7 protein-coding genes and 2 pseudogenes are annotated in these 15426 nt (G+C 53.5%); 1 reads left to right on the top strand and 8 read right to left on the bottom strand.

Annotated elements, in window-relative coordinates; all coding sequences use genetic code 11:
• Positions 1–3: 3 nt before the first annotated feature.
• The 6 genes and pseudogenes from C1N56_RS20155 to C1N56_RS20130 form a co-directional block, all read right to left on the bottom strand.
• Positions 4–480, bottom strand: coding sequence for a polymorphic toxin type 17 domain-containing protein (locus C1N56_RS20155; RefSeq protein WP_199189140.1), 477 nt, complete (start codon positions 478–480; stop codon positions 4–6).
• A 222-nt stretch (positions 481–702) separates the two neighbouring features.
• Positions 703–1038, bottom strand: coding sequence for a VENN motif pre-toxin domain-containing protein (locus C1N56_RS20150; RefSeq protein ID WP_233209800.1), 336 nt, complete (start codon positions 1036–1038; stop codon positions 703–705).
• 517 nt (positions 1039–1555) lie between these two features.
• A pseudogene (locus C1N56_RS20145) lies at positions 1556–1678 on the bottom strand (colicin immunity domain-containing protein); the annotation flags it as partial.
• 151 nt (positions 1679–1829) lie between these two features.
• Positions 1830–2033 carry a colicin D domain-containing protein gene (locus tag C1N56_RS20140; protein WP_168715004.1) on the bottom strand — a complete coding sequence of 68 codons (204 nt, stop codon included), beginning with the start codon at positions 2031–2033 and terminating at the stop codon, positions 1830–1832.
• A 151-nt stretch (positions 2034–2184) separates the two neighbouring features.
• Entirely contained in the window at positions 2185–2517 is a 333-nt protein-coding gene (locus C1N56_RS20135) for a hypothetical protein (protein ID WP_058775901.1), read from the bottom strand.
• A pseudogene (locus tag C1N56_RS20130) lies at positions 2517–3616 on the bottom strand (DNA/RNA non-specific endonuclease); the annotation flags it as partial. The gene C1N56_RS20135 and the pseudogene C1N56_RS20130, both read right to left, overlap by 1 nt.
• Before the next feature lie 375 nt (positions 3617–3991).
• On the opposite strand from C1N56_RS20130, the gene C1N56_RS20125 reads away from it, so the two are divergent.
• A complete protein-coding gene (locus C1N56_RS20125) occupies positions 3992–4195 on the top strand; it encodes a SymE family type I addiction module toxin (protein ID WP_104187388.1) in 204 nt (67 codons plus the stop codon).
• A gap of 57 nt (positions 4196–4252) precedes the next feature.
• Here the strand turns inward: C1N56_RS20125 and C1N56_RS20120 are convergent, their stop codons facing one another.
• Positions 4253–4669 (bottom strand): Imm63 family immunity protein, encoded by a 417-nt coding sequence (locus tag C1N56_RS20120; protein WP_104187390.1) that lies wholly within the window; start codon positions 4667–4669, stop codon positions 4253–4255.
• Between the two features lies 1 nt (position 4670).
• Positions 4671–15419, bottom strand: coding sequence for a hemagglutinin repeat-containing protein (locus C1N56_RS20115; protein WP_394517650.1), 10749 nt, complete (start codon positions 15417–15419; stop codon positions 4671–4673).
• Positions 15420–15426: the final 7 nt, after the last annotated feature.

Raw genomic sequence — 15426 nt, 5'->3', positions numbered from 1 at the left:
TACTTATTTATGTGTGATTTTTCCGTCAAGGGACACATTCAAGTGCGATCCATCTCTTGTCGCCCAGCCAGGCTGAGCTTTCCCTTTGGGTGATAATTGAACATCCCATTCGAAGGCTTGCCCTGCGGTGCGGGAGGGGCCTTTCACCCATTCATTACCAAACTTATCGAGATAACCGTTATTTGGTCCTCCTGGTAACGGATTACTGGAAGAGTAATTGCCATCAGGAACAAACCTTATTTTCCCTTGAGTCGGAAGCTCTACGTATTTTATACGTCCCTTTGTGGACCAGGACTGCGCACCTCCCGCTGTACCGCCGGGGTTAAACGGTGGTTCATCAACATAACTAAGGTTCTTGTCTGTCTTAGCTGTCGGTGACTTGCTGACGGTCAAGGGCTGTTTTATCTCAATACCCTTCATGCCCGCCAGCGCAACAGCAATCGCCTGTGCCTGCATGGCTGAATCATATTGTTCAGCCACTCTGTCCCAGCTTTGCCCGGACTGCTTTGCTATCGCCGTTATCGCCTGATCACGGCTGATGCCTCCCGCATCCAGCCTCTTCAGGACGCTTTCAAGATTTGCAGCGTCCTGCGGGTACAGGTCTTTGTAAATCAGCGAGTAAGTAACCCTGTCGCCGTATTTATCCAGCGCCGTCTGAGCCTGCCTGACCAGCGTCCCACAGGCCGCTCTGCCTCTATTGTTCTATGTACATACATCGTGAATAGCCTGGTCACGGGTTTTATCGGTCTGATTGATACCGGACAGCTTCTGCCGCTCGTCAGGCGTGTTAGTGCCAGCCTTCTCCTTACGCTCCAGGATGGCTTTTCTTTCGGCTTCCTGCACGCTTAGCCAGTTATTCTCAACCGCATTCTTCCCTGCCTGAGCGCCGGCCAGCGCACTGGCGCTAAAGCCGCCGGTCACGCCGCCTGCCAGACCTGCAGCCAGCGTAATCAGTGCACTGATGATCTGCTTATCCGACTCCTGCAGGTCGCTGATCTGTTTACCAGGATACATCGAATGCATGATCAACTGACCCATCAGCTCTCCGCTGACCGCACCGGTCGCGCCTGCTGCCGCGCTGGTTCCTGCCGCCCGTGATCTTATCACACGAACCATTGCACTGGTGTCACGGCCAGAAAGGCAGATCGATGCGATCCGACAGATGCCAATGACGAAGCAATAGTTTATTTCTGAGATTATGGATAACGTGATGGGTAAACGGAGCAGCTAACAGGCGCGGAACTGAGGAGCTCGAACCCCCAGCCTGCTGACCACAAGTAATTAACGAAGAGTTGATTATGGCTGGCACGCATCATAAGCCAGAGGCCGACACGCCCACAACTAAATCAAGACGTTATACCGTGGGATTTATCCGCGATCACCTGCAGCACAGGCTTTGACCGTCCAGCCCCCTCCGCGTTCACTGGATGGCTGAGCTGGGATTTGCGACCAGGCAGAAGATCGAGGGGATCACTGAATCGGGACAGATGATTATCCGGCTGGCAGCAGCTGAGTGATAATGTAAAAATCCCGGCTCAATGGCCAGGATTTCCTTTTAGTTATCTGTATAAGCGGCTATTAGCTTATTTATTTCACACCAAAGTTGACCTTCATTAAATTCACATTCTTGACGAACATTATCTGGGTTATACATATCAGCAATACAAAATACGCTGGAGAGTAACTCACTTAAATTATCATCATCCTGTGCAAGTAATTCATTATCACGTTCTGTTTTCTACTTAATCATATAAGTGTCCACAAAGCAGCCAGCGGTTATGTCCTTGGATATAAAACTGTCAATGTAGCTCTTAAGTGATTGACTCATCTTAAATCTCGTTATCCATAACGTTATCATACTTTTTCGTTTGAGGATCAAGCTTCCATCCACTGACAAAATTACCTGTTTTATCAACCACAACTACATTATTTTTTTGCGGGTTAAAAAATACTTTCAATTCTGGAACTAACAAGTATTTGCCATGTTCATAAGTACTTGTGTTATCTAAATGTGGCGTGGTCTCCGTTAACAGGCCGAAGATGAAGCAGTGACTTAAGGCGTTCCCTGGCGCGCTGAACTACACCGGCGATCTGCCGGTGATCAAGCGCGGGAACGGGCATTATGGGTAGATTTGACGGCTAAAAATAGGAAGATCCCGGCTTGAGAGCCGGGATCATTGATTGCTAATCGTCGTAGCGGAAGTCTATATTTAGTTTCATTTTTTCAACATCCAGAGTCACTTTACATCCATGCCACGCAGGGCGGCCATTGGTCAGATTGTTTTCAATATAGTAGTTGCGAAGCTCTACTAGATAATGAAGGATATCTGTATTCGCCCTTCCACCTGCCGTTAACCATTGAGTTTTATCATCATCATCAAGATAATCATATTCATACTCACAATGATCATTTTCCGGTGACAATTCTGCACGCATAATGATCTTCTTAGCTTTGTCGGGAGCGATACTATATAAAACAGTACCGATATCTTTATAAATCTCTTGATCATTTCTCATTATTTCCCTCCCGGTGCATTTATAAAGGTTTTTTCTATTGGGCGACCACCATTGATAGAGTAGATAACGTTAAAGCTTTCAGGGCGACCACCAGTTCCAGAATAAACGGGATCTATTTTAACATTCACCTGCTTACCCTCTTTCAGGGCAGAAGCCCACGTATTTTCCATTTGTTTCCAGGCACCCTTATTCAGATTACCACTCATTGGAACAATATTAAGCTTCTCACCCATACCACCAAAAATGCTGGCTATCAGGTGACCACCTTCATCCCCTGCAACCCCACATTTACCAGCTTTGCACTGTTGGTATGTATTACGGTCTTTTGTCAATAATGACAGATCTGCTTCAACAGACGCTACCCGGCCATTATTATCGGTCACATACGTTTTATTAGCATCAACTTTATACGTTTTATTTGGCAGGGGATTATTCAGTTATTTACTCCAGTTTCCCTTACTACCTGATACAGCAACGATTTCATCGCTGGCCTTATTGATCAGCTTCGAGGCTTCAGCAAGTTCCCCTTTGTCAGCGCTGTCTCAGCCGCTTTAATGGCCTTGCCCGCCACATCCCCTGCGCCCGGCATCAACCCTACCGCTGCGGCAAGATATTCCAGCGCACTCTGCGCTTCCGCAAAGCTCTTGATATCACCCACCACCGGCACAAAATCTGCACCGGCGGTAAGGGTTTCTTTCAGCGATTCACGCCGCTCGTCGTACATCTTCACCGAGCAGGCTTCCGCGCTTAATCCGGCACAGTTCTCCTTCTTATAGCGCTCGTTTTCCGCCTCAACATACTCACCGGCCTTCTGCTCAAGCGTTTTACCTTCAGACTGCGCCTGCGCTATATCACTCAGCGAGTTATTCTCAACCGCATTCTTCCCTGCCTGAGCGCCGGCCAGCGCACTGGCGCTACTGCCGCCGGTCACGCCGCCGGCCAGACCTGCAGCCAGGGTACTCAGTGCACTGATGATCTGCTTATCCGACTCCTGCAGGTCACTGACCTGTTTACCCGGATACATCGAATGCATGATCAACTGACCCATCAGCTCTCCGCTGACCGCACCGGTCGCACCTGCTGCCGCGCTGTTGCCTGCTGCCCGCGATCGTATCACACGAACCATTGAACGGATGCCAGGGCTGGAAAGGCAGATCGATGCGATCCGGCAACTGCAAATGACGAAGCAGTAATTTGTGGCTGAGATGCTGGACGATGGGATTGTTTAAACAGAGTAGATATCAGACGCGGAGCTCAGGAGCGCCAACACCCCAACCCGCTAACCATAACCAACTATACGAGGTAGTTAATCATGGCTGAGCACGATACTAAGCCACAAGTGAGCATTTCCAGGGCGTTACGGCAGCGATTAGTAAAACGGAGTAATTAACAGACGCGGAACTGAGGTGTTGGAGCACCCCAGCCCGCTGACCATGAGCAACTAAGAAGTAGTTGATCATGGCTGACACGCATCATGAGTCATAGACCCGCACGCCCACAACCGCTGCCTGCGGATTACAGGTTCGGCTACCGGCCTAACCGGGGCCAGCCGAACCCGCTGCCGCAGCTCACCATTAAAGGCCGCTGGCTGGAGCAGCTGGGCTTCACGTCCGGGCAGAAGATCGAGGTGATCACCTGGCCGGGGCAACTGCTCATCCGGCTGGCGAATGAAGGGTAATTAACTGATCTGTGGATTAAAATCCCGGCACTAAGGCCGGGATTTATTGAGTTAAGATTATAAGTAGAGGCTATCATCGTAAGGACTGGCAGCAAGAATTTCTTCAAAATGTTTTCGAGATTTTATTCCCCATTCGATGTTGATTTTGTTCATAAGCTCAATAATCTTTGGAAAATAAATACGCCGACTATCTTTACCAGGAACCCGATTATTTAATTCGTACTCGACTGCTACATCATGTATAAAATCATACATAATCCAATAAAGTAACTCATCTGTTGAATCTGTAACCTTTCTAGAGAACTCATATCCTCTCTCGGAACAGATATAATTATACTTTCCATTTTCAAATGAAATATAAGGCGTTCCATCATCAATAGGTGCTGAGCAAAGGTTAACAGAGTGAACCGGAAAACCTAATATCAAAACCAGCGTATCTATTTTTTTTTGAAGATCATTAATACTCAACAGCATTTCAATTAACCTTCTCAAGATATTTGTTGTCTAACAACCATTGTACATTTACTCGTTCCTGCATATTAGGCAGAATCTGAATACCTCCGCCAGGTTCACCAAAAGCAGGGGCTATTTTCCCTTGCATAACAGGCAACGGTTTTATGACAACGTATTCATGGTACTTATCCGCTAAGGAGCCAGGTGCTAAAGCGCGCTGTTCCTGGGGCGTACCTTGTGGTGCCAAGAAAGAACCATTTGTCTTGCCATACCTATCCAAATGAGTGCCTACAGGAAGCGTTGTTTTAACTGGTTCTTCGGCAAAACCTAATTTTGCAGGCCAGTTCCAGTCTCCGCTTTCATTACGGTATTTATCGTACTGTGACCACCCTGAAGCTTCCTCATCAGCAGCATTTCTATTTGGCTCTGCCGTTCTTCCGGCTGAAGGTTGAGATAGTTTTTTTGCTGAACTCTCTTTTGTCGGTTCCTTAATTACACTCTTCAGCCCGTAAGCACCCGCCAGAGCGGCAGCCAGTTCCTGAGTCTGCATTGCTATATCATAACGGCCTGCTGCTGTTTCCCAGCTCACACCGGACGCCTGTGCTATTGCTGTTATGGCTTGGTCGCGGCTGATACTGCCTGCATCCAGTCCCTGCAAAACACTTTCCAGGTTTTTCACATCCTGTGGATATAAATCCCTGTACAACAATGAGTAGGTCGCATTTTCACCATATTTATTAAATGCTTCCTGAGCCGGGCCAATCAGCGCACCACAGGCTGAACCACCTTTATTACCATCCGTACAGACCGCTTTTATCGCTTCATCACGCGCTTTATCTGTCTGATTAATCGTCGCCAGCTCTTTCGCTTCAGCCGGTGTCAGTTCCTGTTTCAGATAGTCGCGCTTCGTCTCCAGCTGTTTCTTTCTGTCGGCTTCCTGCACGCTCAGCCAGTTATTCTCAACCGCATTCTTCCCTGCCTGAGCGCCGGCCAGCGCACTGGCGCTACTGCCACCGGTCACGCCGCCGGCCAGACCTGCAGCCAGGGTACTCAGTGCACTGATGATCTGCTTATCCGACTCCTGCAGGTCGCTGACCTGTTTACCCGGATACATCGAATGCATGATCAACTGACCCATCAGCTCTCCGCTGACCGCACCGGTCGCGCCTGCTGCCGCGCTGTTGCCTGCCGCCCACGATGTTACCGCACCTACCACTGCATGAGCCATCGCTTTTGCGGCCTGATTGTCAGCGGTATATTTGTGTATCTGCTCGGCCAGATACGGTGCCGCTGCGCCGCTGGCTGCCTGCGCCAGATTGCCACCCGCCAAACCCTGAATCGCCGCAGTCGCCGCCTGAATCCCTTTCTGGATATCGCTGCCGGTGCCCCAGAGTGCCATGGCCTTCTTATAATCACTGCTGTTTTCCAGCGCTTCCTGATACGCTTTCTTTTTAGCCGCAGGCGCGTCGGCATCCGGCTGGTTTATGTTGTTTTTTGCCAGTTCCTTCTTACCTGCTTCCGTCGCCTCAATCTGCCCCTGCGTCCGGGCGATATCCGCAACCTGGCTGCCTATTTCACCGATCAGCTGAGCCGTCTGCAGGCGTTTCTGCTCCTTCTCTTTGTCGAAAATCGGGCTGATGCTGTCATTAGCGTGCTCGGTGTCGCGGCTAAGTGCAGCAACATCCTGCTGCTGATTTGCCTGGTCGCGCACCACTATCGTTCCCTGGGCAACGGCTGACTGCGTGGTTCCCTCTGCGTGGCCACTGCTGCCTGCGCCCGCCAGCATACTGGTGGCCATGTTCCCTTTGAACTGGCCGCTGAAGTTGCCTGTCGAACTGAGGCCAATCCCCTGGTGCTGGGTTTTATAATCTGCCTGATTATGCAGGTCCGTGAAGCCCAGCGTACCGGTATCAAGATGGTTTTTATCCGCGTCAGCCTGGCTGGCTATCACCGCACCATTGAGCTGGGTGTGACTGCCAACGGTAATATCAAACCCGCCCTGACCGGCATAAATGCCGCTTTGCTCCAGCACACTGTCGTAATTGCTGTGCATTTTATCCTGGCTGGCGTTGATATAACCGGAACCGGTCATTGAGCCAAAAGTGAAACTGCCGCCGGCACCAAAACTGATCTGCTTCGAATCATAGTTATCGCTATCCTGCAGACTGGTAATAGACAGGTTGCGACCAATGTCAGCAGTCACGCTGTTACCGTTAACCAGCGCGCCAGTCAAAGTGGTGTCACGACCGCTACGGATGTCGACAGCACCGCCGCTGTCGAGGGTGGTTTCGCTCCAGGCGATGCCATTCCCCTTTTCATGGCCTTTCGCCCCGTTAACGCTGGCGAAAATACTCAGTCCTGCGCTGCCACTGCCCACGCCGAAACTTAGCCCGATACCGCCACCGCTGCTGCTGTTTTTACCGCTGGTTTGTTGCGTGCTTGCTACGCCCGTCAGGTTGATGTCGTTCGCTGCGTGCAGTGACGTATCACCACCAGCCTTGAGCTGGCTACCGGCAATCAGCAAATCACCGCTGTTGGCATTAGTGCCTTTACCGGTGGCATCAATACTGAGGTTTTTCCCGGCATTCAGCGTAGAACCGCTGACGGCGTCGGACTCCTGATGCTGCTGAGATTTTGATTTTTGAGTGGTCAGCGAAATACTGATGCCAACACCATTGTTAGGATCGCCATTGGCCTGCGCAAGCTGGCTTGCCTGGTTCGCCTGAACACCGGAAAGCACCGCTTTGGTTGCCTGTAATGCGGCCAGACGGCCATCGCTCTCTTTTTTGGCGGACTGTGCGGCAGAGACAGCACTGTTCACCGCCTCGGCTACTGCGCCTGAAAGCGCCAGCGTCAGTCCACTGGTGCGCTGCTCAAAACGTTCGTCGCGCGTACGTACATCGTGGCCGGGCGTGATTGCTACGCTGTCACCTTTCAGGGCCATGTTGCCGCCGGCAATCAAATCCGCCCCCTGCACCTGCAACTGCTGGCCTGCGGTGATTGAAACGTTCCCGCCGATGCTGCCAACGGTACTGACACTCTGGCTTTGCGTCGTGCCTTTTTCCTTAAGATCGTGGAGTGATTTACTGCTGCCGATGCTGATACCCAGCCCACCGGTTCCCATCAGGCCGCTTTTTTTCGTCTCGGAGAAGCGCCAGCTCGACTCCGTGTTGGTAGCAGCAGAGATCCCGACATTGTTACCGGCGCTGAGCGCCACGTTATCATCACCCGCGACCTGCGATCCTTTTACCAGCAGATCGTGACCCGCGCTCACGGAGATATTGTTGCCACTGAGCAACGTGCCTTTTTCGTGCGTAGCGCTGTCTTCCTGAATGGTGTGGGTGGTCTTCTTGCTGAACAGACCTTTTTTGGTTTTCGTCTCTTCGCGATAGTTATAATCGCTTTCGGTGGCCGTAGTGAGGTTAATATCATGCCCGGCGCGCGCGGCGATATCCTGTTTTGCCGTAATCTCACTGGCTGCGCTGTTGATGTCATTCCCTGCGGCCAGCACGATATTACCGCCACTGCTGATTTCGCTGCCGGTTTGACGAACCTGCTCGTTGATCGTCACTTTTTTGCCGCCCCGGCTCTCGCTGTATACGCGACTCTGCTGGGCATTCAGGTTCAGATCGCGCCCTGCGCTCAGGGAAGCGTTTAAATCGGCCATCAGCTGCGCTGCCTGCGAGTTAATATCGCGACCGGCGCTCAACGCTAAATTTCCGCTGCTCTGGATGGTACTGCGCGTAGCGTTAATGCTGTCGTTTTTGCTATTGCCCTGCGTCTGATGGCTACTGTTATCCAGCGTATTCAGATTGATATCATTTGCGGCGGCCAGCGTCGTATCGCCTTTTGACACCAGCGTGGTGCCGCTCAGATTCAGGTCGTGACCGGCACGCGCGGTGAGATCGCCACCCGCGCTTACGCTACCGTCCTGGCTGGAGGTCACCACCGCGCTGCTATTTTTATTAAGGCGATCGGTATGCAGCGCATTGGCGGCGATATTGATATCGCCCCGCGCACCCAGCTGTAAATCACCGCCAGCAGCGAGCGTCGCACCCGTGTTATTGATGTTGCCACCCGCGCTGAGGCTGGCATTTTTGCTGGCTGAGATACTGGCCACATCCCCTAACTGGGTATCACTGAAGCTTAACTCGGGCGCATTTTTGATGCCTTTAAGCACCAGGCTGCTCCACTGCTGAGCCTGCGTAACGTTATTGATGTTTCCCGCCGCCGATGCGAGCGAAACGGTTTCGGCCGAAATCGATGCACCGATATTATTAATATCGCCAATCGCATTCAGTTGCAGATCGCCGCCCGAAGCCAGTAAACCAGCGTGCAGGTTATTCAGTGAGCTATTGCTGTTGGCTGACAGCAGCGTCTCGGCTTTAATAGTACTACCGTCGTTATTGATCTGCCCGGCATCCAGTTTCACCGCCTGACCAGCAATCACGCTACCTGCCGCGATCTCACTGTCGCCTGGCGCCAGATAGAGTTTCGGAGCCAGCACGGTTTGACCATTAACCGTGGTTTTTTCCCACCACACAATACTCGTGGTCAGGGCCGCCACCTGTTCCGGCGAAAGGCTAACCCCCAGTTGCAGGCCCAGGCCCGCCTGTTGCCGGGCCGCGCTGTCCATCAGGTATTGCATCTGCTGCAGATCGGAGCCGGTACCAGCCACATAGCGATGCCCGGTCTGGCTCAATATGGCGTTACTTACGTAGCGGGTATCGAACGCGGCATCACCGAGGAATTTATAATCCTTATCGGGTGTAAGCTGCAGACGATTCAGCAGATAGGCAGAACCGAGGAATTTATCTTTGTCGGTATAGATTGCCGCCGTTTCGACTCGAGGGCTGCTGCTCAGCGCCGGTTGCGTTACCGCCTGAGCCGATTGTTGAACTGCCCCGGAAGTCGGGTTCCTGAGAAACGCATTGAGGCCATCAAACAGGCTGCCGTCGGTTTTACCGACCTCTGCCAGCTGTGGGTTAGTGGTAATCAGGTAGGGACTGGCAGGATCTTTACTGGCGACAAACAGGCCGTTGTTACCGGCAGGCAGTGGATAATCAGTTAACGCCGCGCCCTGATTACCTATTTGCTGTAGCGCGCCTGTCAGCGCATCCTTCCACTGCGGAGACCCGACGGCGAGAGTTTGCACGGCGGCAAGCTGCTGGTTCTGCACGCCACCTACGGATTGCAGTGGCGCAGTTCCTGCGATACCCGGTTTGCTAATAGCATGCACCATGCTGCCAGCGTTAGCCACGGTATCCGTATTGCTCAGGTTATTCGTAAAACGCGCGCTGACGTTGCCGCCAGCCTGAATCACGGCACGCAGACCTTCGCCCGTCTGGATGGTTTCATAAACGGGTGCGCCCTGCAGGGTATAAACCACCTCGGAGCCCAGGCCGTCACGGTATTTAACGCCATGAGATTGACCGTTCCGAAGATCGCTAATCACTTTAGGCGATGTATTATCAGAGCCTGTGACGCCTGTATATTTGTAGAGCAAATATTGTTTTTCAATGCTGTTCTGCCAGGACTGATTGTTGAGGTTTGTTCCCAATAAATTAATGTCCTGACCTGCCAGTAAATTACTGGCGTTATTATCTAAAGAGTCAGCTGAGACGATAAGGTTTCGGTTTGCAGCAATACGCCCGGCGCCGCCATTAGAGTAAGCACTGGTGACTGTAGATCCCACAAGAAATTGGCGCGATGCAGCATCGATTTTTGGTGCCAGACTGGTGAACGGAACTGATATTGTCCCTCCGTTTCCATTACCGCGGCTGCCACCTATCTCCTCGTATTCCGTACCTTTATAGATGCCAATTTCATCATCATTCAGCTGACCGAGTTTCATCTTGATGGTAGCTTGTCCAAGACCCGCAGGCGCATCGGTCGCTGCCTGGTAGGAAATCGAATGACTAATCCCCTCACGCTGATTCAGCAGATGCCCGGTACGGATGGTGATATCTCCGAGCGAGGTTTCAATGTTGCCTGAGGTATTGATCACTTCATCGCTGGCGTTACCCGCCGCATCACGCTGCAGCCACAGGTTATTATTCGCCAGGATATCGCCACGATTATTTTGAATGCTGCTGGCCAGCAGTTGCATATTATTCCCGGCATACAGCAGCGCACGGTTTTCTATCCGGCTGCCTGCTGTCATCAGCAAATTCCCTGCTGTCCCGACGAAGCCATAATTCACTAACTGGCCGCGACTGGTGAGACGCATATCCCCGCCAGCCTGGACGCTTCCGCTATCATTAAGCGTCATGTTGCTGGCATCGACGTTCAACGCGCCGCTGCCGCTGCGTAGCTGACCATTATTGATGAAATTATTGCTGCTGAGTTGCAGACTGTTGCCCTGCAGCGTCCCCAGAACGGTGAGATCGCCTTGTGTACTGAGATTCAGCGCTTTACCCGCTGCCAGCGTGCCGCTCTGCGTGAACCCCGATCCCAGTTGCAGGGTCATATTGCCCAGCGCCAGCAGACTGCCGGCCGCATTCAGCACCGGCGTATTGAGGGTCAGATCGCCTGCGCTATAGAGTTTGCCGGTTGCCTGGTTATCAGCATTCTGTAAGGTCAGGGCCAGCGCACGGCTGGCGAATACGCTACCGCTGTTGTGCAACACACCGCCGCGCACCTGTAAATTATCGCCCTGCAGCTGTCCCTGATTGGTCATCTGGCTGGCATTCACCAGGCTATCACCCAGACCGGTAAAAGTCCCGCTGTTCACCAGGTTGTTACCACTGTAAGCCAGCCCCTGCGCCTGCACCAGGCCGCTATTCAGTACCGTCGGTGCCGACAGCGTCAATGGACCACCGGTAAGCAATCTGCCCGTGTTATTCAGGCTGTCGCTTAGCGTTATCGTCGTAATGCCATCGCCCTGAATCTGTCCCTGGTTCAGTAAAGATTGCGCGTTGAGTTGCAGAGCACCCTGGCTGCGCAGAACCCCGCCCTGATTCGCAATCGCCTGTTCAACGTCGCCACTCAGGTTCTGCTGGGCATACAGCTGACCACGGTTAGTCAGGTTGCCGCTGTTTATCACCAGATTTTTGGCTTCGATATCACCGGCACTATCAATCGAGCCCGCTTTCAGGGTGCTGGTTCCCGCGCTCAGCAAAGCAGCGCCTTTTAGCTGCTGCAACTGTCCGCTGAGGTTGGCTGTCAGCTCGTCTGTTGCTGTAGCACTTCCCTGATTAAGCAGCGAATTACCCTGCAGCTGCAGATTTTTTGCCGACCATTTGCCTTCATTGTTCAGGCTCGCCGCCTGAATGGCCGCCAGACCACTGGAAACGATATTACCCTGCGCCAGCGTGTGCAGGTTGCCGGTCGACGTAAGGCTGGTGCGCACTGCGGACTGGATGCTGCCATTGACATCAATCTGGCTGGCACGGGCATCAATGCTGTTCGCCTGCCAGCTGCCCTGCTGGTTAATACGTTGCGCATTCACGTTCAACGCGCCCTGAGTCAGTAACCGGCCCGACTGGGCATCGGTCAGATCCTGCTGTAATTGCAACACCAGGGATTTCAAGCCGATCAGATTGCCGCTGTTGCTTACACTGTCCGCCTGAATCGCCAGCGTATCGCCCTGCATCTGACCCTGATTACGCAACTGCGAGCCTGTCAGCGAAAGTTGTTCACCACTCAACAGCTTGCCACTGTTATTAAGCTCGCGACTTTGCAGCGTAGCGGCGCTGTCCGACAACAGGCTACCTGCGTTGTCCAGCGTCTGCTGCAACGCAACATCAAGCCCTTTGCTGCCGAGGGCGATACCGCTGTTATTCAGCGTATTGCCGCGCAGTTGCAGCGAGCTGCCCTGCAAACGTCCGGCATTTTGTGTGCTTCCAGCGTCCACTTTCAGCGCACCGCCTGACAGAATTTGCCCGGATTGCAGGTTATTGAGCGCATCACTGCGCAGCGTGACCGATTGATTGCCCTGCATCAGCCCACTGTTAGTCAGTTGTTCGGTATCAAGTTCGAGGGTTTGTCCACTGAGGTTACCTGCGTTGCTCAGCGCGGAAGTGTTCAGCGTCAACCCATCTGAGGCCAGCAGTGAGCCCTCAGGCGCGTTATCGAGCGTGTTTTTCACGCTGATATCCAGCGTTCGTGCAGAGGTTTTCCCCTGGTTGCGCCATGCATCGCTGCGGATCGCCATCGCGCCCAGCGCGTTAAGAGTGCCCTGCTGCTGTAATGAGTCAGCGGTCAGATCCAGGCGATTATTGGCGCTCAGCGTGCCCGCATTATTGATAATGTCTGCGGCAATGGTCAGATCCTGCGCGCCGGTCTGCGCCCGGTTGTTGAGCGTACCCGCCTGCAAAGTCAGCTGGCCGGGTGTAAACCACTGGCCAGCCAGATCGGCCTGGTCGGCAACGTTGAGCGCGATGGCGCTTTTGCCCTGTGTGCGCGCGTTATCACCACTGCTTAACTGTTGCGAATTCAGTGTCAGGGCCTGGTCGGCGGAAAGCGTGCCGTTCAGATCAATATTTTGCCCATTGAGCTGAATATTTTGCTCACTGGTCTGTAACGAACCTGCGCGGGTCGTCAGTTTTTCTGACTGGAAATCGAGGTTGTGCTTCGCGCTCAGCGTTCCACCGAGGTCAGCCTGGCTGGAGTGCACCCGCAGAGCGCCGTCTGTCAAGGTGTTACTGCCATCGCCAGCGGTAAACTGATCCGCATTCAGCGTTAAGTCGCCCTGCGCGCCCAGCAGACCGTTGTTATCCAGCTTGCCGACATCCAGCAACTGCCCGGCGCCAGATTGTGCCGTACCGTTATTTGTTAATACGCGGCCAGAAAGCGTTTGCTGGCCGAGCGATTGCAGCAGACCCGCGTTGGTCAGATGATCAAAACTAAAGTGCGTATTACCATTCGCCGCCAGCGTACCGCTATTGACGAAGTCAGTTGCACTGAAAGCCAGCTCGCGCCCGGCAATCAGCGTGCCAGCCCACTGGCTTTGATCATTAACCTGTAATGCAATGTCATTACCGGCGGATAGCTTGCCCTCATTGAGAGCGTTGAGGCGGTCTGCACGTAAAGTGACATTGCCACCCGCACGGCTTTGTCCATCCAGCTGCTGCTGTGCGCTGGTCAGGCTAAGGTCCTGCTGAGCCGTGAGCATTCCGGTTTTGCTCAGGTGCAAGGCACCACCGCTCAGCTGAACATTATCTCCGTCCAGCTGACCACCGATCGTAGCCTGCTGGCTGGAAGTCAGTGAGACGTCGCCGTCACTGTGCAGCCTGCCTGTGCTGCCAAGCGTGAGGGTATCGCCGTTTAACATCAGGCTACCGCCGCTGGCAATCTCGCCTTGCAGTATTTGCTGACGGGCGCTGAGATTAATGTTGCGCTGGCTGCTAAGCCGGGCGTCTGCTGCGGTTTGCAATGAGGTGCTGCTTAGCGTCAGGCCGTTTTTACCGCTTACAGAACCGTTCAGGGTGAAATCGCCACCCGCTAAATTCAGCTCTTCACCGGCGAGTAAAGTCCCCGTTGCGCCATTCAGCGCCTGCTGCGTGGCACTGATATGCAGCGCACGCGAAGACCCGATCAATCCCTGATTGTCCAGCGATGCAGTGCTGAGCGTTTGCCCGCCTGCCGACTGTAAGCGTCCCTGGTTGCGTAAGGTATTTGCCGTAATAGTCTGGTTTTTCTGCGCCTGAATCAGGCCGTTATTCTTCAGCGTCTGCGCCGTCACACTGATGTCACCGTTAGCTGCAACGGTACTGTTTTGATCTGCCGTGACGTCGCTTGCTGCCAGGCGCAGATTACCGCCACTGGTCAGTTTATTGTTACGCAGCTGCACATTGCCCTGGCTGTTCAGCGCTACGTCACCGGTCGCCTGTTGCGTCCCCTGCAGCTGCATATCGCGGGCATTCGCGAGCAGCTTGCCGCTGGCGCTGGCATTCCCCAGTGTCAGGGTGCCATTCGCGTTTAACGTGATATCACCCTGGTTGGCCAGCAGGTTACCGATGTTGACCCCGACGCCTTTGTCGCTCGACACCAGATGAATCCGGTTAGCGTACATGCCGCCAAGCGCACCGGTATCGACCGCCACCGACGGCACTGGCCCTTCTCCGGCGATTGGCGTAACCGAACCGTCCTGCGCAACGCGGTTGGCACCCGCCGTGATAGCGAGATCGCTGGCATGAATATCCGCATTAATTTTGGTGGCGCGCGCAATGAGCGATACCGCATCAGCGCGGCTGCCATCCAGCCCTTTGCCCTCAACCGTCACATCGCCTTTGGTGACTTCCAGCGCGGCAAGATTGCCGCTGGCATCCAGCTGCGGTTTTCCGGTGGTGAGCGTGACGTTGGGCGTATTAATAAAGCCACAGCCGTTACAGGTTATGCCGTAAGGGTTGGCCACGATCACATTCGCGGCTTTACCCGCGACTTCGGTATAGCCCTGCAACTGCGAACGATTAGCTCCCACCACTTCATTGATGATCGCCCGGGCTTCGTGCCCGGCTTGCAGGTTAGGGTTATTCTGGATCAGTCCGCCCAGTTGCGTCTGGGTAAGTTGCCCGCTGGCATTATTGAGAATCAGCCCCTGCTGACCGACGTTGTACTGCTGGTACTGGTTATGGGAAATACCTGCCTGATTCGGCGTGGCGATATTGACCACCGGCACGCCGTTACCCGCGGCATCCATGCGCGTGCCCGGCGTAACCGGGGTAATTTCCGCGGCCACAACCGGCAGCAGTGGCTGTACCGCCACCAGATAACAAATGAAGTAGCTCAGCGCGCGACGAAACGGGGAAACCGGTTGACGATCATCCATAATCATT

It is taken from the genome of Pantoea sp. SGAir0175, from assembly GCF_043547855.1.
Note: the sequence above shows the minus strand (reverse complement) of the source record. Positions and strands in the feature narration are given on the sequence as shown.